Raw genomic sequence first — 22,949 nt, forward strand, 5'->3', positions numbered from 1 at the left:
CGGGCCGGCGCTCGGCCGGTCGCGACCACACCGTCGGTGCGGCGCTGTTCGATCAACTCTGCGAGTTCTGCGGGACTCTGCTTCTCGAAGACGTCGCGCAGACCGACGGCCGTGCCGAGGGCATCGGAGAGTCGGGTGGCGAGCCGGGCTGCGCTCAGCGAGTTGCCGCCCTGTTCGAAGAAGGATGCCGTTGCGCTGATCCGTTCGGCACCGACCGCGTCGGCGAACACCCCGGCGATGATCTCCTCCAGCGGCGTGCGCGGCGCGACGAACGACTCTTCGGGGGTTTGCCCGAATTCGGGTTCGGGCAAAGCCTTTCGGTCCACCTTGCCGTTCGGGTTCAGCGGCAGCGCATCCAGGATCACGATGGCCTCGGGGACCATGTAGTCGGGCAGCACCTTGCCGAGGGCGGCCCTGATCTCGCCGGCATCGAGGTCGGCAGAGCCTGCGATGTGGGCCGCGAGTCGGCGGTCGGATGACGCGCCGTGGGCGGACACCACGGCCTGCCGGATTCCCGGGATCGCTGTCAGTGCGGACTCGATCTCCCCCAGCTCGATACGCAGTCCGCGCACCTTCACCTGGAAGTCGCTGCGGCCGATGAACTGTGCGTCGCCGTTCGGTAGCCGGCGGACCAGGTCACCGGTGCGGTACATCCGCGCGCCGGGTTTGCCGTAGGGATCGGCGACGAAACGCGCTGCGGTGGTGTCGAACATGCCGCCGTACCCGCGGGCGGGAGCTATCCCGCCGATGTACAGCTCGCCGACCACTCCGACCGGGACGGGGCGCAGCCGCCCGTCGAGAACCTTGTGGGTCACGTTCGGGATGGAACGTCCCAGTGTGATCGGCCCGATGTCGCGGGCCTCGTCGCCGACATTCGGTGCGTGGTCGGCCATCTCGACGGCCGTCGCCGAGCTGGTGGCCGCCGTCTCGGTCGGCCCGTATGTGGACAGCAGGTGCGTGTCGGTGCCCAGCAAGGTTCGGTAGGCCCGCGGCGGCAGGACCTCACCACCGGCGGTGACGTTGGCAATGCTGGTGACGACCCGGTGCTCGTCGAGCTCCACCAGGAGCTCGAGTGCGCTGGGGGCGACGTTGAACAGGTCGATCTTTTCGGACGCGATGATGCCGAGGATCTCCTCGGGATCGAATCCCTCTGTGGCCAGGCGGATGACACCACCGACCCGCAATGCGAGCCAGATGTTCTTCTGCGTCATGTCGAATCGCGGCGATGAAGCGATCAGGACGGTGTCACCGTCGCCGAACGTGACCTGGCCGCGATACCAGTTCCACATGTTGAGCAGTCCGGCCGCGGGTACGAGAGTCGGCTTGGGCCTGCCGGTCGAACCAGACGTGGTGATGACGTAACCCAGTCGACTGCCGGCACCGGGTTCGGTCCAGCGATCCGGTAGCGCTGTGGCATCCAGTCGCCGCAGCCGCTCCTCGGTCGCGCTGTCGCCCAGTTCGATCAGGAGCGCACCGGTCGCCGCGATCCGGGTGCGGAATTCGTCCGTGATGGCGTTCTGACTGGCGACCACCACCGTGGCGCCGGTGTCCTCGATGACCGATCCGGCCCGTTCAGCAGGCGCGCCCGGGTCCAGAGGCAGGTATGCCGCGCCCGCCTTCCAGGAGGCGAGCATGCCCAGCACCCAGTTCGCCGACCGTGGGGTGAGCAGGCCCACCACGTCGTCGGGACCGATGCCTCGTGACATCAGTTCGCGGGCAAGACGATTGGCACTCTGGTCGAGTTCGAAACGGGTGTACGACGCCTCGGGGCTGCGCACGGCAAGTGCACCCGGATGTTCGCGAACACGCTCGTCCCACTCGGTGAGCGGCGTGGCGACCACACCCTGCTCCGGCGCGGCCGTGCTGTCTGCGGCTGGCGCCGTGGTCGTGCGGTAACGCTCGAGCGAGCGGCCGCCCACCAACCGCGCGGCGTCGGCTATGACGGTGTCCAAGACGGTGGCAAAGCCCTCGGGCGCCAGCATGATCGTCGGAACCAGCCCACTGAGCACCACCGAGGCGATGGCATCGGAATCCATACCCCGCTCGGACAGCGGCCCCGACAGCTGCGAGAAGCGTTCGTTGAAGTCGCGGTAGGTGATCCGTGTGCCGTCGTGATCCACGGCAACCGCATCGGGGTCGATGTCGACAGCCGCAGCGAGGAGCGCTGCGAGGTCGCGCGCCGTGTACTTCGTCGGCTCGGGTTCCGAGTCGAAAGCGGGTTCGGAGTCCAGCCGCTCGGCGTCGGTGAGGATGTCCACATCGCCGATCACTGCAGCAGAGTCCTCTGCGACGGCGCGAGCGAGGATCACCAAGCGCTCGGCGATGGTCGCAACGGTGTCGTGATCGAAAACGTCACTGGCATAGGTGATCCGGCCCGTCAGGGTACGTTCACCGGTTTCACCGACGGTCTTGTCGTCGAGGGTGAAGGTGAGGTCGAACTTCGCACCGGTGGCCATGTCCGAGACGACACCGACGCTCAGTCCGGGCAGATCCACCCGCGCTGTTTCGTTGTTCTCGAACGAGAGCAGCACCTGGAACAACGGCGAATGCGAGCTCTGCCGCTTGGGCACGAGGGAACCGACAACGTTCTCGAACGGGATGTCGTCGTTGGCGAACGCATCCAGATCGGCGGTGCGAACGCGCGACAAGAGGTCGTCGAAGCGGTCGCCGGCGTCGACCCGGGTGCGCAGGACGACAGTGTTGACGAACATTCCCACCAGCGGTTCGAGGTCGGCGTGGTCGCGGCCCCCGACGGGGGTACCGACCGTGATGTCGTCTGAATTGGACAGCCGGGCAAGCAGTGTGGCGACGAGCGAGTGCACCACCATGAACAACGACGCCTGGTTGCGTTGGGCCAGCTCGTTGAGGGATCCCACGATGTCCGCCGGGATCTCCAGTGGCACAGCGCCACCCTGCATCTCCCGGCGCATCGGGCGCGGGCGGTCCAGTGGCAGTTCGATGACCTCTGGAACACCGGCCAGCGCCGACCGCCAGAACTCGAGCTGCTTGCCTGCCGTTGTCGCCGGATCGTCAGGCGAACCGAGGACACCGCGTTGCCATGCGGCGAAGTCGGTGTACTGCAACGGCAGTGCGTCGAAGTGAGGTTCGGATCCCGAGCTTCGGGCTGCATAGGCGATGACCAGGTCACGGGCCAGTGGTGCCATCGACGCGCCGTCGGCAACGATGTGATGGACGATCACGATGAGCAGGTGGTCGTCGCCGGACCGGAGCAAACGCGCGCGCACAGGCGGCTCGGTGGTGACGTCGAAGCCGTTGCCTGCGAACTCGGTTGCGGCAGCGAACATCGCATCGGTGTCGGCCACGTCGACGGGCTCGAGATCGACTGTTGCCTCTGACAGTGGCAGCACTCGCTGGTACGGACCGTCCGGCGTATCCGGGAAGATCGTCCGCAGCGACTGCTGGCGTTCGAGTACATCGCCCATCGCGGCGCGCAGCGCGCCGATGTCCAGCGCGCCCTTCAGCGTGAGGGGCAGCACGATGTTGTACGCGGGCGAACCTGCATCCATGCGGTTGAGCAACCACATGGCCTGCTGCGACAGCGACAGTGGCGGCCGTTCGCCGGCGATCCCCGGCACCAGCGCAGGCGTGGCGTCCTGGCCCGCACTACCCGGGTCGGTCTGGTCGAGTCGTGCGGCCAGCGACTCGACGGTGGGGTTCTCGAAGATCTCGCGCACCGCAACACGCCGACCGACGAGGCTGCTGATGCGGGCGACCGCCTTGGTGGCTACGAGTGAGTTACCACCGAGATCGAAGAAGGAGTCACCGACACCGATCGAGGGCAACCCCAGGACCTCGGCGAAGATGTCCACCAGGGCGCGCTCGGTGTCCGTGGACGGCTCGGCCCCGCCACCGATCAACGCCTCGAGGTCGGCTTCCGGCAGGGCGGCACGATCGAGCTTTCCCGAACGGGTCAACGGGATCTCGTCGAGGAACACAATTGCGCTCGGCACCATGTGCGACGGCAACCGCTGCCCGACGAACTCGCGAACCTCCCTGGCGTCCAACGGTTGTGAGGCAAGCACGTGTGAGACCAGCGCCGTCACACCGGAGGGCAGTTCGGCGCCCGAGGTCGCCGCGAAGTCGATTCCCGGATGCGCAGCAAGCGCTGCATCTATCTCACCCAGCTCGATGCGGAAGCCACGAACCTTCACCTGGAAGTCGCTGCGGCCGATGTACTCGACCTCGAGTCGGTCGTCACGCCGGACCCACCGGACGACGTCGCCGGTGCGGTACATCCGCGCACCCGGCTCGCCGTGGGGGTTGGCGATGAACCGGTCAGCGGTCAGGGACGGCCTGCGGTGATACCCACGCGCCATCGCCGGACCGCTGAGGTAGAGCTCGCCGTCGACTCCGACGGGAACCGGCTGCAAGCGGTTGTCGAGGATCAGCGACGTCAGGCCGCGGACCGGCGAACCGATGGTGATGCGTTCACCCGGCTGCATGGGTCCGGCTATGTCAGCGAAACATGTTGTCTCGGTGGGGCCGTAGCCGTTGAACATGCGGCGGCCCGGTGCCCAGCGATCGACCAGCTCAGGCGGGCACGCCTCGCCGCCGACGACCACCGATTCGAATGCGTCGAGCCCGGCCGGATCCACCGAGGCCAGTGCTGCCGGGGTGATGAAGCCGTGGGTCACCCCGTACTGCGCCAGGAAGTCGTGCAGTTCGTCGCCGCCGTACACCTCGGTGGGCGCGATCACCATGGTCGAGCCGTTGGCGAGCGCGAGCAGCACCTCCAGCACTGAGGCGTCGAAGCTCGGCGACGCGAAGTGCAGTGTGCGCGAGTGCTCGGTCAGGACAAAGCGATCCGCTTGTTCGTGCAGCAGGTTCGACAGACCACCGTGGGTGACGGTCACACCCTTGGGCACTCCCGTGGTTCCCGAGGTGTAGATCATGTACGCGGTGTTGGCCACGCGGATCGGTGCGATGCGTTCGCCGTCGCTCAACACGGCAGTCGACTGTTCTGCGACCACCGCGATGGCCTCGTCCGAGTCGAGCTCCAGCCACTCGACGGTGTCGGGACGTTCTGCACGCCACGCCGACGTGGATAGGCCGTACACCGCCGCCGAGTCACGCAGCATGTGCTCGATGCGTTCGGCCGGGTAGCGCATGTCCACCGGCAGGTAACCCGCGCCGGTCTTGGCGACCGCCCACAGACCCACCATGAAGTCGATGGAGCGGCCCATGCCGAGAGCGACGATCTTTTCCGGCCCGATCCCCCGGGAGATCAGAAGACGCGCAAGGGCATTCGATCGCTCGTCCAGCTCGCGGTAGGTGATCGACCCGGCCGGAGAGACCGCGGCATCGCGTTCACCCGCCGCTGCTACCGCCGCGTCGAGGAGCTCAGGCAACGTCGCGAGGCCGGTGGTCCCGACACCGCTCTGACCCAGCAGTTCGGCACGCTGGTCGGCATCGAGGATGTCGACATCGGCGACACGCACGCCGGTGTCGGCAGCAACCTGTCCGAGCACCCGGACCATCATGTCCAGGATCGCTTCGGCCTGCTCGCGCTCCACGATGCCCGGGAGGTATTTCGCCGACAGTCGCAGGCCCGGATCGGACATGGCGATCAGGGTCAGCGGGTAGTGCGTGGCGTCGAGGACATCTGCGTGGTCGACGCGCATCCCGTCGATGTCCGCCGCCGCGGTCAGCGCAGTCCGGTCGAGTGGGTAGGACTCGTAGACCATCATGGTGTCGAACAACGAATCGACGTCTGTCTCGCCCAGGATCTCGGCGAGGCCGACCGTGTGATGGTCGAGCAGCTCGGCCTGTTCCTGCGCAACACGTTTGATCAGCCCACCAAGGTCGGCGGCCGCCTCGAGCTGGATCCGCACGGGCAGTGTGTTGATGAACAGGCCGAGCATCGATTCGATGCCGGTGACCTGCGGAGGCCGTCCCGACACGGTGGTCCCGAAGACGATGTCGTCGCGGCCGGTCAGGCGGGCGAGCACCAGCGCCCAGGCGGTCTGGAGGACATTGTTGACGGTCACCCCGGACTCACGGACGAACTCGGTCAACCTCGTCGACAACGTCTCGTCGAGCACGACGTCCACCTGACGCGGCACCTGGCCTGCGCCGTGGGTGTCGGCACCGGGGAAGAGCAACGTCGGTTCCTCGATACCGTCGAGAGCGCGCGACCATGCAGCCAGCGACTCCTGCGGCGACTGAGATTGCAGCCACGCCAGGTAATTTCGGTACGGGCGCGGCGAGATCAGGGTCTGCGCACTGCCGCCGGCCTGATAGATGGCCAACAGATCAGTCATGAAGATCGGCATCGACCAGCCGTCGAGCAGGATGTGGTGCAGCGTCACCACGAACCGGTGGACCGATTCGCTCTGCCGGATCAGCGTGAAGCGGATCAGCGGCGGCCGATCCATCGCGAACGGCATGATGCGCTCGGCGTGGGTGAGCTCGGTCAGCCGGGCCTCACGGTCGGCCGGGTTTAGTCCGGTCAGATCGTGGTCGGTCCAGGGTGTCGGCGCTTCCGACGGGATGACCGCCACCGCGGCGCCCTCGGAGTCGGTCATGAATGCACTGCGCAGGTTCGGGTGTCGCGCGATCAACGACTCGGCACTGCGCCGCATGCGTTCGGGATCCACTCCCGTCAGATCCAGGACCATCTGTGCCGCATAGACATCCACATCACCTGCGGCCAATTCGGCGTGGAACAGCAGCCCGTTCTGCAACGGGGTGAGCGGCCAGATGTCGGCGATGTCGTCGAATCGCCGCTCTATCTCATCGATCTGACCCTGCCGCACGTCCACCAGCTCGAGGTCTGAAGGTGTCAGACCACCCGCGCCCGGTGAGACCGAGTGCAGTGCAATGGATTCCAGAGCACGGTGCCACAACTCGATGAGGCGGTCCACCGACTCGTCGTCGAGAACCGACGCGGGGTAGTCGATGGTTGCCGACAGTTGCGGTCCAGACGCCGACTCGGTCACCATGGCGTTGACGTCGAGAGCCGTGCGCACCGGCACGGCCGCACCACGGGTGCCGCGGATGGCCTTCTCGCCGTCGGGGACCCACGGGCCAGATCCGTCGGTTCCTGCCAAGCGTCCGAGGTAGTTGAACGTGATCGCAGGGTCGGGCGCGTCCGAGAGAACTTCTGCGCCTTGGTCGTTGAGGTAGCGGAGCAATCCGTAACCAACGCCGCGCCGCGGGACGGTGGCGAGCTGCTCCTTCACCGCCTTCACCAGACTGCCCGCGGATTGCCCACCTGCAAGCGCGTCGTCGACGTCGATTCCGGCGGTGGTCAGAAGCACCGGATACAGGGTGGTGAACCAGCCGACCGTGCGCGACAGATCGGCGCCGGGCAGCAGCTCTTCCTCTCGGCCGTGGCCTTCCAGTGCGACGACGAGAGAGGTCGCCGACTCGCCCCTTTCCCGCAGCCAGTGGGTGGCTGCCAACGCGAACGCGGCAAGCAGTCCGTCGTTCACACCACCGTGGAATGCCTGGGGCACCCGGGTCAGCAACGTGTCGGTCAACTTGGGCGAGAGCACGAGCTCCCGATGCTTGAGTGTTCGGACCAGATCCCGGTCGGGCTGAACCGCCAGGCTGGGGTTGTCGATTGCCGACGCCACCGACCGCCAGTGATCGAGTTCGTCGAGAAGCGCAGGATCGCCCGCCAGCTCCTTCAGACCATGTGCCCATCGGCGCATCGATGTGCCCACGGGATCGAGCGCAACCGGCTCCCCCGAGGAGATCTGGGCCCACGCCGTGGCGAGATCGGGTAGCAGGATGCGCCACGAGACGCCGTCGACCGCGAGGTGATGCAGGACGATCAGCAGTCGCCGCTCGGAGTCTGCGCCAGAGGGCGCCTCGACCACCGTGACGGACATGACGCGGCCGGACTCGGGGTCGAGGGCATCGGTCGCGGCGGTTGCCGCCGACTCCATCGCATCGTCGAACGCCGACGAACCCCTGGACGCGGCGACGGTGATCTCGTCTACGAGCACCTCGGACGAGTCGTCCGCCGGTGCAATCACATGGTGTAACCCGTTGTCGCCGAACGTCAGTCGCGACCGCAGCACATCGTGGTGCCGACGGACGCCTGCAAGAGCCGCACGGAGAACATCGACGTCGAAAGGCTCTGGAGCGGAGACCACAACCGACTGCGAGTAGGGACCGACGGCCGCCGGTTCCTGGGCCATCCAGCTCATGATCGGAGTCAGGGCGACCTCGCCCACCCCGCCGCCGTCGAGCTCCTCGGCGACCAGGGTCGAGCTCTCTTCCCGGGCGACCTCGGCCAGTTCACCGATCGTCTTGTGCTCGAACACCTCTCGCGACGAGAAGTGCAGACCGATCGCCCGCGCACGCGACACCAACTGGATCGACATGATGCTGTCGCCGCCGAGACCGAAGAACGAGTCGTCGAGTCCGACACGGGGCTGACCCAGCAGGTCGGCGACCAGGTCGGTGATCGCACGTTCCTTGTCGGTCGTCGGCGGACGGAACGTCACACTCTGAGCACTGAAGTCGGGTTCCGGCAGTGCTTTTCGGTCGATCTTTCCGCTGGCACCGAGCGGCATCTGCGGGAGTTCGACGATCGCGTCGGGAACCATGTACTCGGGTACCCGGGCCCGCACGGTGTTCATCAACTGCGCGGTGTCGACACCACTGCCCACCACGTACGCGACAAGACGCTGACCATGCGTACTGCGGTGCACCACGACCACGGTCTCGCGAACCGAATCGTCAGCCAGCACAGCGGATTCGATCTCGCCGAGCTCGATCCTGAGGCCGCGGACCTTGACCTGGAAGTCGCTGCGGCCCACATACTCCAGTGACCCGTCTGCCGACCAGCGCACGAGATCTCCGGTCCGGTACATGACTGATCCGTCCGGGCCGAACACACACGGAACAAAACGTTCGGCAGTCAGGTCCGGACGCCCGAGGTACCCGCGGGCGACCTGCGCGCCGGACAGGTACAGCTCACCGACGGCACCGATCACACAGGGCCGCAACCTGCGGTCGAGAACCCATGCTCGGCAATTCCACACCGCGCGTCCGATCGGCACGGTGTGCACCGACTCGGCGTCGACCGCCGAATACGTCGCGTGCACAGTGAATTCGGTTGGGCCGTAGAGATTTTCGATCTGCACACCAGGCAGCGCCTGGTGTGACTGAGCCGCAAGCTTGGCCGGGAACGCCTCACCGGCGACCAGGAGCAAACGCAGTGAGCCGGGCTCGATCCGGCCGATCTCGCCGAGGAAGAGCTGGAGCATGGAAGGAACGAACGAGGTGGCCGTGACACCCTCGGACGCGATCACACCGGCAAGGTACTCGGGATCGAGGTGGCCGTCCGGCTCGGCGATGACAAGTCTGGCACCGACCGTGGGGGCGAACAGCTCCCACACCGACACATCAAAGGTGGTCGGCGTCTTCTGTAGGATGACGTCGTTCGACCCGATCTCGTAATGCCCTGCGAGCCAATCCAACTGGTTGGCAACGCTGTGATGGGGTACGGCCACACCCTTGGGCTTGCCCGTGGACCCCGAGGTGAACAGTACGTACGCCAGCGAGGAAGGACGCAGCGGCGCGATGCGCTCGGCGTCGTCGACCTGGCCGTCGGCCAGCGAATCCAGATCCAAGTGATGCAGATCCACCGTGGCGATCGAGCCGAGATCTACGACGGCACGATCGGAGTCCGCGATGAAGACACAGAGTGGCTCGGCGGTCTGCAGGACATCGGAGATGCGCGAGCTGGGATGGTCGGGGTCGATCGGCACGTAGGCGCCGCCGGCCTTGAGGACGGCGTAGAGCGCGGCCAACATCTCGGCGGAGCGCCGGAGCGCAACGCCCACGCGGACCTCCGGTCCGACACCGGCGCCGATCAGATGACGAGCGAGCTTGTTCGTCCACGCATCGAACTCGGCGAAGGTGAAGCGGCGATCGCCGTCGACCACCGCGATCGCGTCAGGGCGTGCAGCGAGTTGCCGTTTCCACATCTCGAAGAGGTCGTGCGATGCCACCGGATGTTCGGTGGAGTTCCACTGGACCATCGTGGCGGCGATCTCGGCCGGTGAACCGAGATTGAGCGCACCGACGGGGGTCTCAGGGGCGGCCCGCAGCATCTGGGCGAGGAAATCGGTGAACCTGCGGTGGTGCCGCTGCAGTTCCTCGTCGGCGTACGTCTGCGGGTTGGCTTCGAAGTCGACACGCAGATTCGATCCCTGAACCCCCGGATAGAGGTTCATGGACAGGTCTTCGACTGGTCCGGTGGTCAGGACGTGCAGATGACCGACGACGTCGCCGAGCTGCAACACCGGGTGGAACATCATGAGGTTCACCGACGGCCCGAACAGGCCGCGTTGCCCGGTGCCCTGGCCGATGTCGCGGCGCATGTCTTCGTGCCGGTACAACTGCCGCCGGAGAGCGCCGGTCAGCTCGGTCTGGACGGTGCGGACCAGATCGGCGATAGGGGTCGACGGTGTGACGGTCAGACGCATCGGAACGATGTTGGACACCATTCCCCCGGCCCGCCGGAGCTTGGCCGTGTTGCGAGCGGAGACCGGCAGACTCAGGACAACGTCTTCGCTGTCGGTCATCCGCGCGAGGTACGCCGCAAATGCCGCGATGACCGCGGGAGCCGAACTGCCCGACGCGTCGCGGGCCGCCTCGTCGAGAAGCGCAGCGGTGTCGTCGGGGAGCGTGGACGAGGCGAGTCGCGAGAACTCACCCGGGACCGCGCGCTGCTGCGACAACGAGAGCGCGGCAGGCAGATCCGCCGTTCGCTCCGCCCAGTATTCGCGGTCCTTGATGAATCGGTCCGATTCCCGGTAGCGCCGTTCATCGGCGATGATTTCGGGCAAGGCCGCACCCTTGGCGGGCGGGATCTCGGCACCTGATGCGAGGGCTGTGTACACCTCGGCGATGCGCGTCACCATCGCCATCGCGCCGAAGCCGTCGAGCGCGATGTGATGGGTGCGGATGTACCAGTAGTAGTGGTCGGTGCTGATGCGCAGCAGGGCGCTGACGGTCAGCCGGTCCCGGAGAAGATCAATCGGGCGGCGGTACTCGTCGCGCATCCACGTCTGCGCCGCGGTCTCGGCGTCGGGGGAATCGACCAGGTCGACGAACTCGATGGTGTCGTCGATGCTGCCGTCCACACGCTGCAAGGGCAGGCCGTCGGTTTCGACGAGACCGAGGTATCCCGATCCCATCTCGCGGCCGACGAACTGCGATGCCCGGGTGAGGGTATCGAGATCTACCGGGCCGACCAGCTCCACGTACTGGGCGATGTTGATCGCGACCTCGCCCAGACTTTGCTGGGCGAACCAGATCCCACGCTGCGCCGCCGACAGCTCAAATGGGTCGCCGGGCGCTTCTGCTGGTACGTCTGAACGGCCAGCACTCAAAGTTTGCCGCTCCAATCTCGAACGCTTGCTCGCCTCGGCCTCAGTGACGATGAATACTTGTATCTGCGAATGTAATGGCGGTGTCTTCGTTGTTCACATTCAACCCGCAAGTGGTCATTTAGACAGTAACCACGCAGGCGAGTCGCAGATATCTGCCACTCGAATGGCATGCCTTTCTGTGACCTATCGACCAGATTGTCATAGCCGTTACACCGTCGCTTCGGCGGCCCGGATCAGCTCGACATCGCGGTTCTGGCGAGTCCATCGGGCGTCTCCGGCAGCGCAGTCAAGTATAGACCAGGCCTTGCGCACCATCGCTGACGTTCGATCGGTGGCTGTCACCAGGACCGACGAGTCCGGCCCCCTCGTACGCGGTGTGCGTCCGAGGGGGCCGGGTGTCAAATATCGGGCGGCGCGAGGGCCGGTGACGGGTGAACTATCCGCCGGCGAGCCTGCTGGCGATCACACGGAGGTCGATCTCACTCGTCCGACCGGCAGTGACGCGCTGCTGGGGCGGTGCGGTCGCGGTGTGCAGTTCGTCGAAGTCGCCGCGGATCTGAGCAAGTGCATCGTCGACGATTCCGGCGACAACCGAGCCGTCGGTTTCGGCACCGAGAGCCGGGATGCCCGCGAAGATGGCGGCAACGACCGCAGACCGGTCGTCCATGTACTGGTTGCGGGTCACCGGCATCATGAGATTGATCGCACCGGTGAGGTCGCGGTACGTCAGCGCACGCGATCTGTACCGGACGACCACCCGGTCGGGGGTCACTCGAGTGATCTCGCCCACCGCGGCAGGCAGGTCCACCCTCTGAGATGAAGGCGCCATAGCCCGCTGTTGCGGCCGAATCGTTGAAATAGCCATCTGCTCACCAACCCTGTGCATCTGCCTCGACCCTAAGTGGGTCGGCGTAGCTAATATTCACAGTACCCGGGCGGTAAGGGAAGAGAAGTATTCCAGCTGTTACAAGATCGGGGTGTGATCTATGACACACTTTGAGTGCACAGCCTCTGACCTGCGCGAACAAGCGCGCAGCACGCATCGAAAATGAAACATTCGATGCGAATTCGTGTCATTGTCACCGCGTGTTTCGGACAGACGCCATGACCTTTACGGCGGTGTGTCCCGCAGGCCCGCGGCCGGGCACTTACTGCTGAGAATCGGCTTCCATGGCCTCGATCAGACTCTTCGGGCGCAGGTCTGTCCAGTGTTCGTTCACGTAGTCGAGGCACTCGGCGCGCGATGCCTCGCCGAAGACCTTGTTCCACCCGGCCGGGATGTCGGCGAATGTCGGCCACAGCGAATGCTGATTCTCGTCGTTGACCAGCACAAAGAATCGGCCGTCTTCGTCATCGAATGGATTGCTCATGAGCGGACCCTTCTCCAGTTTCGGTTACGCGTGCACCACGGTCGACACACACCACCGCCGGCGGTCCGTACCCCGCATCGGGTGCACAGACTGCCGGCGGACAGCGGATCAGACCAGTTCGGCTTCCGCGAGAACCATCATTGCCTGTATGCGTATCCCGGCAAGCGTATCGGCGAGGCCGCGCGGGCCCGACACCGCCAGCCCGGGTACGGAAGTCATGAGCGCGACGGTGAGGGCGGAATCATCCACCGCATCGCTCGCCATCGCGATGGCGGCACCCTGTGCGCGCCCCTTGAGTTCGCCGAAGTTCACCGCGTAACCCTGACCGACCACCGCCGGCCGATCACGGCCGATATCGGCAGCAGCCATCACGAGCTGCGTGAGTGTGCGATCCTCTCGGTTACGAGAGCCGCGTGCGTCGGATCGGGCCGACGGCCCCTTGCCATAACGGCGGAGCTGCAGTACCACAACGCCCTCCCTCTCAAAACGTGCGCCGAATGCGTTCTTCTCGTGCAATTCGTCGGATCCCTGCAATAGCCCCGTCCAGGTCACCAAAGCATAGCCATTGTCAGACCATTGAATACCAATTGCCCAACATTCCATTCATACGGACGATATCGCTGCGTCGAGCCGTAGCGTTACGGCCCGTTGGGTGCGATAGGTTCGTAACGAATCATCAGGTGTGATCGCGTCGCCATGGCGACCATGACGATGACGGGACGGACATGCAGGCGAGGCGGGGCCGAGTTACGCAGAACAGCGACGACCAGGACGGCGTACGAGCCTCCTCGGGCGCCCCCTCCACCTGCCAGCAGCCCCTCGGCGGCGGCCGGATTCAGCACGCTGTGGTGGCAAACAACCTGGTCAAGACATTCGGTGATTTCACCGCCGTGGACGGCATCAGTTTCCAGGTGCCGACCGGGACGGTGCTCGGACTCCTGGGACCGAACGGCGCCGGGAAGACCACAACCGTCAACATGCTGGCGACCCTGCTGACCCCCGACGGCGGCAGCGCCTCGATCGCCGGCTTCGACGTGGTCAAGGATCGCGCGTCGGTCCGCAAGTCGATCATGCTGACCGGGCAGTTCGCTGCGCTCGACGAATCTCTCACCGGACGCGAGAACCTCATCTTGTTCGGCAGGTTGATGGGTCTGCGCAAACGCGAGGCGAACGGCCGCGCCGATGAACTCCTCGAGGCGTTCAATCTGGTGGAGGCTGCGTCGAGGCGGGTGGGTAAGTTCTCCGGCGGAATGCGGCGGCGTATCGACATCGCCTGCGGTCTGGTGGTCCGGCCGGAGGTGGTCTTCCTCGACGAACCGACCACCGGCCTGGACCCGCGAAGCCGTCAGGATGTCTGGAACATCGTGACGTCGCTGCGCGATCAGGGCATCACCACGCTGCTGACCACTCAGTATCTGGAAGAGGCCGACCTCCTCAGTGACCGGATCGTTGTCATCGACAAGGGGCGCGTAATCGCCGAGGGCACGGCTTCTGCGTTGAAGGAAGAGGTCGGTGGCACCTTCTGCGAGGTGATCCCCAGTTATCCCGACGACCTCAAGAAGCTCAAGCAGCTCTTGGCCGACATGGTTCCACCGGACCAGATCCGCATCGACATGTCCCGGACCTCGTTGACGATGCCCGCGATCAACGCGACGCAGACACTCGTGGAGATCGTGCGCCGCACCGACGCCGCCCGCATCGAACTCACCGACGTCGGCCTCCGTCGTCCGTCGCTGGACGACGTGTTCCTGAAGCTGACCGAGTCGCCGACCGGCGGCTCCCCCGCGTCGTCTCCGGCCAACAGTTCCACGGCAGACCGGGACCGCCGATGACGACGCTGACCCCAGATCGGGTCGTGTCCTCCGGGAGCGATCGTTCGGTGCATGCCGGCCAGCAGTGGCTGGCCCTCACCAACCGGTCGCTCCGAGGGATGGCGCGCGAAGGACAGTTCCTTCTGTGCATCGTCTCCCCGGTACTGCTGACCGTCTGCTTCTACGTCCCGCTGCGGACGATCATGGATCTGTACCCCGGGATGGACTACGCCCAGTTCCTGATGCCGGTGATCTGCTTGCAGTCCGTGGGATTTGTGGCCACCTCCGCTGCCATGCGGGCCGCCACCGACGGCAGCCTCGGGTTGAGCAACCGGCTGCGGAGCATGCCGGTGAACATCCTGGTACCACTCATGGCCAGGCTGGCCGCGAACGTCGTACTGCTCATCATCTCGTTGTGCTGGGCCATCATCTCGGGGCTGGTGATCGGGTGGAGACCGGAGTCGGGTCTGCTCAATTTCGCAGGCTTCCTCGGCGTCGCCCTTGTCGTCGGCATCATCCTGGCGTTCGGCGCCGACACGATCGGCGCCCTGTCCCGGAACCCGCAGGCCACCAGCCAGGCCCTCGCCCTTCCGCAGTTGATCCTCGGAATGCTCTCCACCGGATTTGTTCCGGAAGAACGATTCCCCGAGTGGATCAGACCATTCGCACGCAACCAGCCGATCTCACAATTCACCGAACTGATGCGGGGATTCGACGGCGGTGAGGTGACCCTGCGTCTCGCGTTGCCCTCGATCTTGTGGGCCACAGGGGTTGTTGTCGCCGCCATCATCGGCGGGGCCTGGGTGATGATTCGGAGCAGCCGACGTTGAACGAAGACAAACGTCCGCCGCAGGAGGCACAGGTACCGGTGGTGCCGCGTCGCCCCCGACACCGGGGTGACGGCGACGCCGCCGGACTCCAGCACTGGTGGCGCACCGAGCAGCCCCCGTCCGGACGACGCCGAAGCCGTCCCGACGACCTCCCGACCACACGCTTCGAGCGACTCGACCGCGGCGACGCGGACCAGACCGGTTACGAAGCCCCCGTCACTGCCACCAACCGGACATTCGTCGGCCCGTGGACACTCCTCTCCCCTGGGGCCGCAGCCGCGGACTGGACCGCCGAGCAAGCAGTCCTACGCCCTTCAGGACGTGCGGGAGCCACCGCATACCGGGGTCAGCAGCTCACCCAGTTCACCGATCCGGGCGCTCTGGACACCAGCCACGTATCGGCCGAACTCCAGCAGGCCCAGACCGTTCGTCTGGACGTGCAGAAGATCGCCGCCGCTGCTGCTGCCGTCGACGCGGCCGAGCAGGAGTCGGCCGGCGACCACCGCAAGGACCTCGCGACAGCGTTTGCCGATCACCCCGAGGCCAGTGAACGCGGTGTCAAGGCGTTCCTGCGGCACGCCCGCATCCTCACCGGTCGGCAGTTGCTCGTCGTCACGCGGGACCGACTCACCCTCATGCAGAGCATGCTGTTCCCCTTGCTGAGCATGGTCATGTTCAAGGTTGTGCTCGGAGACGCCGTCGGACAGGCCACGGGTCAGAACAGTGCCTATGGCACTGTGCCCCTGGTTGTCCTGGTCGGGGCGATGTTCGGATCGCTCGCCGTGGGCACCCGTCTCATCAGCGAACGGCGAACAGGACTGCTGACGCGCCTGTATGTACTACCGGTACATCGGGCTGCGGATCTGACGTCGCGTGTCAATGTCGAGATGATCCGGATCCTGGTCAGTACAGCGATCCTCACAACCGCGGGCCTGGCCATCGGATGGCGCTTCAACCAAGGGGTTCTGCCGGCCATCGGCATCTTCGGGGTCGCGCTCCTCTACGGTGCGGCGTACTCGACGATTGTTCTGACACTGGCGGTTTCGGCGTCGAACCTGCCCCTGGTGCCCATCATGTCGCTCATCACGAGCTTGATGATGTTCTTCAATTCGGGGTTCTCTCCGATCGAGGCCTACCCGGAGATCCTGCAGCCTCTGGTCCGCAATCAGCCCATGACGTGCGCCATCGAGACCATGCGTGCGTTGGCCATCGGTGGACCGGTGGCCGAGAGTCTGATCAAGACGATCGCCTGGGCGGTGGGGGCGATCGTGATCTTCGCGTACCCGGCACTGCGCGGGTACCGACGAGCCGCGGCCTCGCGGACCTGACCGTCCTCTTGGCCGGTCTGGCCTGTTCGAAAACCGCCGAGTTGGGGTGTTGTTGCCTACGATCTACACCTATGCCCCAGAAACCGACGCGATGAAACAGATCGCGGGACGCGACGCCGCCTACTTGTATCTCGGCGATGTGAACTCGTCGACCATTGTGTCGTCGTATCTGATGCCCAACCCCGACGGGCTACCGCTGACGATCGATCACACCGCCGCAGTGGATTGGCTACGCGGACGCCTCGATGTGTCGGATCTGTTCACCAGCAAACTGATGCGGCTACCCGGTGACATCGGATTGCCTTACTGGGTGCCGGATCCGGATTTCGACCCCGCGGCCCACGTCCGGTTCCATGCCGTGGCGGATTGGTCCGCGGCCCGAGACCTGGTGGCGGACATCGCGGCCACACCACTCGACCCGTCCCGTCCGCTGTGGATGATGCACGTCATCACCGACATCCCCGATGCACCGGATCAAACCGGATTGTCGACGCTCGTGGCGCTCCACTACCACCACGCCGCGTTCGACGGGATGTTGTTCAGCACCCTGACCGCCACCATGTTCAGCGACCTGGAGGTCACCGACGAGATCCGCGCAGCAGGCCGGGTTGTCGGGGATGCCGAAGAAACACGTGCGGTGGCGGCGCGGAGAGAGCTGATCGGCCTGCCCGGTCATTTCTGGCGTTTCGCCCGTGTCTGCGGAACGACGATTCGCCGGACGCGGGAACAGGCGAAGACATCAGAGCCCGGGAAGCGTCGCATCTGGCCGGTCATCCGGTTCAACGCGCCGTTCCGCGGGCCACGGATCGCCGACGGCGTGATGCTCGATCTACAAGACGTGCTCGAGCTGAGGTCCCGGGTGCCCGGCGCCACCCTCAACGACCTGATGCTGTCCGTCATCGGAGAGGCGACCAATCGTTACCTCACCCAGGTGGGCGAGCGCCCCGAGTCCTCGATGTCCGCGCTTGTGCCGATGTCGACGCGGGCGATGCGTGAGTCCGCTTCGGCGAACCAGTTCGTCCCGATGGTGGTCGATCTGCAGACGGCCGAATCCGATCTCACCACGCGAGTCCGGTTGATCTCCGCCGAGACGAGCCGCGAGAAGAAGCGCATCGCCGAGGAGGCGACCCGGGCAGACGTCGCGGTGGTGGACGCGATGCCCGCACCATTGCTGCGCCTCCTCGGAGTTCTCACACGGCGGCAATCGAAGTCGGGCTCCACGTCCCCGGCGTTCAACATCGTGGTGACCAACGTGAACGGTGTCCAGATGCGACGCAAGATCTTCGGACTGGAAGTGGTGGGCGGTTTAGGAGTCCAGACCGTGGCCAGTGGATCGACACTGGCTCACGTGATGACAAACCGGGCCGACAAGCTCGCGGTGTCCATCACGGCCGATCGTGCGTCCCTTCCCGACATCACCGAGTACTGCCGCATCATCGAGCAATCGTTCAAGACCCACCAGGCCGAGGTCGGTTGAGACTGTCGGCCGACCAACCCACTGTTCGTCCCCGCCCGTCCAGATCGCGGTCCCGCAGCGCCACAGGGGATTGCGTGGGACGGCTCTGCACATCACCGGAGATCACCGAATGAAACAGGTCACCGCGCGTGACGCCGCATACCTCTATCTCGGGGACGGAGTCGCGACAGCCACGGTGGTCAGCTGCCAGGTCGTCGTCAACCCTGGCGACCGACCGCTCGAGCTCACCGAGGATCGCCTCCTGGAGTGGATCAGCGAACGGATCTGGATCTCGGACCTGTTCACCAGCAAGCTGATCCGGCTACCCGCAGACATCGGTTACCCCTATTGGGTTCCTGATCCGGATTTCTCCGCGGCCGCCCACCTGCAGGTGCACCGCGACGTCGGCACGTGGGCGTCGGCGATCGACCTCGTGGAGCAATTCGGAGAGACGCCGATGGATCTGTCCCACGCCCCCTGGCTCATGCACGTCATCCCCGACGTCACCGGCGTGCCAGGCCACGCCGGCCTGTGCAGTCTTGTGGTGTTCCGGTTCCATCACATCGCCTTCGATGGCGTCACCTCGGCAACTTTGGGCGAGAAGGTGTTCGACGACGGTGTCGTGAGCGACGCAACACGTGCAGAAGGCCGGGTCGTCGGGACGGGCACCGCCTCTCGCGCAGCGCTGACCCGTTGGGAGCTCCGGCGTGGACCCGCGCTCTGGACCCGGTTCGCAAAAGAGGGCATCGGGATCGTGCGGGCGTCGAGACAGCGGAGGCGAGCACAGGCGGGCGGTGGTCGGCCCCACCACCGGGTGTGGCCGGTCACCCGGTGTGGCCGGTCACCCGGTTCAATCACGACTTCCGCGGCCCCCGCACGGCAGGCCACATCCTCTTCGACCGCGACGATGTGCTCGAGATGAAGGCCTCGTTGGGTGGCGCCACGGTCAACGACCTCATGTTGTCCATTGTCGGACAGGCTGTTCACGACTATCTCGGCCGCAGGAACGAGACCCCGACATCGTCGCTGTCTGCTCTGGTGCCGGTGTCCACGAGGGGAATGCGGGAAGCGGATGCGGCCAACCAGTTCGTGCCGGTGGTGGTGGATCTGGTGACCACCGAAGCGGATCCCCGGGTGCGGATACCGCTGATCGCCGCGGAGACCGCACGCAAGAAGAGCAAGGTCAAACAGAGCTTGGCTGAACAGACGACAGGTTTCGTCGACATCGTGCCCGCACCGGTGCTCCGACTGCTCGGATCCGGGCGGCCGCGCCGCAAGAAGTCTGTCGCGCCGCCCCGTTTCAACGTGGTGATCACCAACCTGCCCGGGATCGCGAGACACGGTAGTTTCTGCGGGATGGACATCGTGGACAGCTTCACCATGCAGCCGGTCGGCTCGGGTGCGACTCTGGCACACGCGATCTCCGACCGGGGTGACCACATCGCCATGTCGATCACGGTCGACTCCACAGTGATGCCCGACATCGGCGAATACTGTCAGATCGTCCGCGAGTCGTTCGAGGCGCACCGCGCCGCCATCATCTGAGGTCAGCGACAATGCCCCCGCAACGAGCGCAGCGCCGACGACCGTCATGTGTCTCGGTGATCATCCCGGTCAGGAACGGCATGCCGTACCTGATCGAGCAAGTGAAAGCTCTTGCCGCCCAGGACTATCAAGGCGACTGGGAGGTGGTGATCAGCGACAACGGGTCGACCGACGGATTACGGGAGTTCATCGACGGCCCGGCGAGCCCCGACGGTCTTCACGTCGTCTACGTCGACAGTTCTGCGGTCCCCGGGGCGTCGCGTGCGCGCAATGCAGGCGCCGTGGCCGCGCGAGGTGACTTCCTCGCGTTCGTCGACAGTGATGACCGGGTACGTCCGCACTGGCTCAGCAGCATGGCGGCCACCGCAGAAGCCGCCGACCTGGTGTCAGGATCCCTCGACACGGAGGCGCTCAACTCCCCTCAGGTTCGTGCGTGGCGGCCTATCCCCTTGCCCGAAGACGGTTGGCCGGTACCGGGCTGGTATCCGACCGCCATCGGCGCGAACATGGGGGTGTGGCGCGATGTCCACGACCGAATCGGCGGCTTCGACGAGACCTTTGTCCACACGGCCGAGGACAACGACTACGTATGGCGCGCACAACTGGCTGGGTACGTGCTTGTTCACAGCCCTGAAGCCTTGCTCGAATACCGACTGCGCAGCACCTACCGGTCGCTGTGGAAACAGATCTACATCTATGGCCGGGGAGCGGCGCAGATACATGCCCGCTACCGCGAGATGGGGTTCACCCAATACAATCGGCCGCTGCTGTTCCCGCTGGTGGTGACGTCGCTCGCACTTCGCAATCCCCTTCTGCCGCAGGCGGTCACCCGCATGAACACAGGTCGCTGGATTTATCACGTCGCTCACGAGGCGGGCAAGATCCGCGGCGGGATCACCCACCGCGTGCTCTGCTTGTGAGTCCTTCGGGCCTCGAACGCTCGACGGCGGTCAGCGGTGGGCGCGGGGAGTGAGCCGAGTCTGTGGCGGACGGATCAGGTTCCGAATCGCGAATCGCTGCGAGGCTGGATCGTACGCCCGAAAGGGCACCCAGTTGATGAGATAAAAGGGCATGGCCACAACAAGCATCTGCACCACTGCCTTCGCTCGCTCCTTGGGCAACCCATGCACCTTGAAGGTCCGCTGATCTCGCAGGCAGTACCGGAAGTATGCCGGGGGCGAGGTGAGGTATCGCCGGCCAGAGATTGCTGCGTCGGCGCCGGGGATCAGGCCGATCCGGACACCGTTCCGCTTCAGGCACAGGGTCAGATCAAGATCCTCGAACACATCCGAGCGCATGCAACTGCACGAGCGCGCCTGCTCCCACGCCTTTTTTGACATTGCCATGTTCGACCCGAACAACCGCTGAAGATCTGGCCCCTCGGACCCCTGTCGCTCCGACATCGCCGCCAGCTTGGCCCGCGCATCGTCGGTGATGCCCATGTGTGATCGGCGAAAGCGATCCTGGAACGGCAGATCATAGGAAGTGCACAACCCGGTGCCCGCTTCGTAAACGTCACCGTGCTGGTCGAAGAACTTGTTGATCGACTGCGCCCACCCGGGACCGACGCGCGAATCAGCATCGATGCGAGCGATCACATCCCCCCGGGCATTGTCGAAACCGACTGTGCGGGCGTGGATCACGCCCTGTTCGGCGGCCACCACCGACCGGAACTTGCCATACTTCGAAGCGAATTCCTCAACAAGCGAAGCGGTTTCATCCGTCGAGTTGTTGTCCACCACCACGATCTCGTACAGGTGGTTCAGTTGCGGTACCAAGCTGTCGAGGCAACCCCTGAGAGTCTCGGCCTCGTTGTAGGCCGGGATCACGACGGTCAACCGAGATTCGTCCATGGCCCTACCGTAGCCACCGGCGTTGACGGAAGACAACCGGACATTCACATGGGTAAATCAGTAGATCAGATCCATGATCCGGGTCGCGACCATCATGACCGTCGCGTGCGGCCCGGACGAGCCGGCCGTCGGCAAGATGGAGGCATCGATCACCCTCAGACCATCGACCCCGTGCACTGCTCCGGCCCAGTCCGTGGCCCCACCCATCGGCAGTGTGCCCCAGGCGTGCTGTGAAGTCCTGAGCACCGGATCGATCAGAGCACTCCCCTTCTCCACGGACGCAGAGAAGTGATCACCTTCGAGCATCGCCCGCAGTCGCTCCGCCCACACGCCCAGGGTGCGCGTGTCAGCGTCGTCGAGCTCACCGAGGTCGACCTGCAGCCCGCGCGTCGCATCCCACGAAAGGGATCCGGCGCGGTGCGGGCGCATCGGGGCGGCCCCGAAAGCCGGTCCCGTTGCCGGCAGCCCGTCGATGAAGTCGGCGAAGTCGCTTCCATAACAACGCAACTCGACACCGTCGGATGTGTGCACCACAGACTGCAGCAACGCCGGGGGTTTCGCGACCGGTGATGTCGAGGGGGCGAACCGTACGAGCACCTCGCGGTGCTCCCACACATCCAGGCTCTGCATCTGCACATCCGGTGACCGGATCAGCAGCTCTGCAGTTCCCAGGGTCCCCGCGCAGACGATCACCTCGTCAGCAGTGAACACGTCGTCACCGACGGCGACTCCCGTGACGCGCCCTCCCCGCACCACGAGCTCGGTGGCCGCAGCGCCGGTGAGCAGACGCAGGCCACGCCGGCCGCCATCGTCATCCATCCAGTGCGCTGCCGACCGACGGAGGGGGCCATCGCGATTCGAACGCACCCGGTTGATTCCCACATCGGTCCACGGCGCATCGATACGCGCAAAACCCTTTGCTTCCCAATGACTCTCGAATGCCTCGGCATACCCGCGGATCTCACCGTCGGCAAATGCCGAGACATGCATCGAGCCGCCGCCCTGCGCGCCACCATCAAGGTGGTCGTAGGTGTCGGCGATGACCGACAGCGGCCAGATCTCCTCGGACCAACCGGTGAAATCCGAACGATGCCAACGCAGAAAGTATCCGCCGTTGACCACCGACGAGCCACCCACACCGCGCCCTCGGGGTAGGTCGAACCCCTGCCTGCTCCGATACCGCGCCACCCGGTCCGAACCCGGTCCGATGGGAAGTCGATCCAGGCGCAGCGCGGATGAGCCCGGTGAACCGGGCCCGGCCTCGAGCCACAGGACCCGCCGATCCGGATCTCGGGAAAGGCGCTCGGCGACAACACTCCCGCTGCTGCCCGCGCCGACAACGATGACGTCCGCGCCGAAATCGGCAGCTCCGCTCATCAGG

At 65.5% G+C, this 22,949-nt stretch carries 13 protein-coding genes (1 of these 13 only partly in view); 7 read left to right on the forward strand and 6 right to left on the reverse strand.

The genetic code is table 11. From position 1 onward, the window contains the following. The 4 genes from KXR83_RS13025 to KXR83_RS13040 form a co-directional block, all read right to left on the reverse strand. Positions 1 to 11,375, reverse strand: the 5' end (the start) of a protein-coding gene (locus tag KXR83_RS13025) for a non-ribosomal peptide synthase/polyketide synthase (protein WP_437425178.1). It extends 22,486 nt beyond the left edge of the window; only the first 11,375 of its 33,861 coding nucleotides appear in the window; its start codon is at positions 11,373 to 11,375; its stop codon lies beyond the left edge, outside the window. Between the two features lie 436 nt (positions 11,376 to 11,811). Then, positions 11,812 to 12,240, reverse strand: coding sequence for a hypothetical protein (locus KXR83_RS13030; RefSeq protein WP_437425179.1), 429 nt, complete (start codon positions 12,238 to 12,240; stop codon positions 11,812 to 11,814). Between the two features lie 283 nt (positions 12,241 to 12,523). Further along, on the reverse strand, positions 12,524 to 12,745 hold the full coding sequence (locus KXR83_RS13035; protein WP_023956070.1) for an MbtH family protein: 222 nt from the start codon (positions 12,743 to 12,745) through the stop codon (positions 12,524 to 12,526). 108 nt (positions 12,746 to 12,853) lie between these two features. Next, on the reverse strand, positions 12,854 to 13,297 hold the full coding sequence (locus tag KXR83_RS13040) for a hypothetical protein (RefSeq protein WP_437425180.1): 444 nt from the start codon (positions 13,295 to 13,297) through the stop codon (positions 12,854 to 12,856). A 173-nt stretch (positions 13,298 to 13,470) separates the two neighbouring features. Between KXR83_RS13040 and KXR83_RS13045 the strand changes: the two genes are divergently transcribed. The 7 genes from KXR83_RS13045 (at position 13,471) to KXR83_RS13075 (ending at position 20,635) form a co-directional block, all read left to right on the forward strand. Continuing rightward, positions 13,471 to 14,577, forward strand: a complete 1,107-nt coding sequence (locus KXR83_RS13045) for an ATP-binding cassette domain-containing protein (RefSeq protein WP_437425181.1) — start codon at positions 13,471 to 13,473, stop codon at positions 14,575 to 14,577. After that, positions 14,574 to 15,386 (forward strand): ABC transporter permease, encoded by an 813-nt coding sequence (locus tag KXR83_RS13050; RefSeq protein WP_023956078.1) that lies wholly within the window; start codon positions 14,574 to 14,576, stop codon positions 15,384 to 15,386. The genes KXR83_RS13045 and KXR83_RS13050 overlap by 4 nt, the downstream gene beginning before the upstream one ends. A 446-nt stretch (positions 15,387 to 15,832) precedes the next feature. Continuing rightward, a complete protein-coding gene (locus tag KXR83_RS13055; protein WP_437425373.1) occupies positions 15,833 to 16,714 on the forward strand; it encodes an ABC transporter permease in 882 nt (293 codons plus the stop codon). 91 nt (positions 16,715 to 16,805) lie between these two features. After that, on the forward strand, positions 16,806 to 18,191 hold the full coding sequence (locus KXR83_RS13060) for a wax ester/triacylglycerol synthase domain-containing protein (RefSeq protein ID WP_437425182.1): 1,386 nt from the start codon (positions 16,806 to 16,808) through the stop codon (positions 18,189 to 18,191). A 109-nt stretch (positions 18,192 to 18,300) separates the two neighbouring features. Beyond that, positions 18,301 to 19,092 (forward strand): wax ester/triacylglycerol synthase domain-containing protein, encoded by a 792-nt coding sequence (locus KXR83_RS13065; protein ID WP_437425183.1) that lies wholly within the window; start codon positions 18,301 to 18,303, stop codon positions 19,090 to 19,092. Next, positions 19,089 to 19,715, forward strand: coding sequence for a WS/DGAT domain-containing protein (locus tag KXR83_RS13070; protein WP_437425184.1), 627 nt, complete (start codon positions 19,089 to 19,091; stop codon positions 19,713 to 19,715). Before KXR83_RS13065 ends, KXR83_RS13070 begins: the two co-directional genes overlap by 4 nt. An 11-nt stretch (positions 19,716 to 19,726) precedes the next feature. Then, the gene (locus KXR83_RS13075) at positions 19,727 to 20,635 is read left to right on the forward strand and encodes a glycosyltransferase (protein ID WP_437425185.1); all 909 of its coding nucleotides are present in this window, start codon (positions 19,727 to 19,729) and stop codon (positions 20,633 to 20,635) included. A gap of 30 nt (positions 20,636 to 20,665) precedes the next feature. Here the strand turns inward: KXR83_RS13075 and KXR83_RS13080 are convergent, their stop codons facing one another. Continuing rightward, positions 20,666 to 21,568, reverse strand: a complete 903-nt coding sequence (locus KXR83_RS13080) for a glycosyltransferase (protein WP_437425186.1) — start codon at positions 21,566 to 21,568, stop codon at positions 20,666 to 20,668. Between the two features lie 57 nt (positions 21,569 to 21,625). Then, entirely contained in the window at positions 21,626 to 22,945 is a 1,320-nt protein-coding gene (mftG, locus tag KXR83_RS13085) for a mycofactocin system GMC family oxidoreductase MftG (RefSeq protein WP_437425187.1), read from the reverse strand. Positions 22,946 to 22,949 lie beyond the last annotated feature (4 nt).

This window comes from Williamsia muralis (assembly GCF_051487485.1).
Classification (GTDB): Bacteria; Actinomycetota; Actinomycetes; order Mycobacteriales; family Mycobacteriaceae; genus Williamsia; species Williamsia muralis_B.

Excerpts from the sequence above, each read along its gene's own strand:
- KXR83_RS13080 (WP_437425186.1), bottom strand. The coding sequence starts at position 21,568 with ATGGACGAATCTCGGTTGACCGTCGTGATCCCGGCCTACAACGAGGCC.
- KXR83_RS13065 (WP_437425183.1), top strand. The coding sequence starts at position 18,301 with ATGAAACAGGTCACCGCGCGTGACGCCGCATACCTCTATCTCGGGGAC.
- KXR83_RS13075 (WP_437425185.1), top strand. The coding sequence starts at position 19,727 with ATGCCCCCGCAACGAGCGCAGCGCCGACGACCGTCATGTGTCTCGGTG.
- KXR83_RS13070 (WP_437425184.1), top strand. The coding sequence starts at position 19,089 with ATGAAGGCCTCGTTGGGTGGCGCCACGGTCAACGACCTCATGTTGTCC.
- KXR83_RS13035 (WP_023956070.1), bottom strand. The coding sequence starts at position 12,745 with ATGAGCAATCCATTCGATGACGAAGACGGCCGATTCTTTGTGCTGGTC.
- KXR83_RS13045 (WP_437425181.1), top strand. The coding sequence starts at position 13,471 with ATGCAGGCGAGGCGGGGCCGAGTTACGCAGAACAGCGACGACCAGGAC.
- KXR83_RS13030 (WP_437425179.1), bottom strand. The coding sequence starts at position 12,240 with ATGGCTATTTCAACGATTCGGCCGCAACAGCGGGCTATGGCGCCTTCA.
- mftG (WP_437425187.1), bottom strand. The coding sequence starts at position 22,945 with ATGAGCGGAGCTGCCGATTTCGGCGCGGACGTCATCGTTGTCGGCGCG.
- KXR83_RS13050 (WP_023956078.1), top strand. The coding sequence starts at position 14,574 with ATGACGACGCTGACCCCAGATCGGGTCGTGTCCTCCGGGAGCGATCGT.
- KXR83_RS13060 (WP_437425182.1), top strand. The coding sequence starts at position 16,806 with ATGAAACAGATCGCGGGACGCGACGCCGCCTACTTGTATCTCGGCGAT.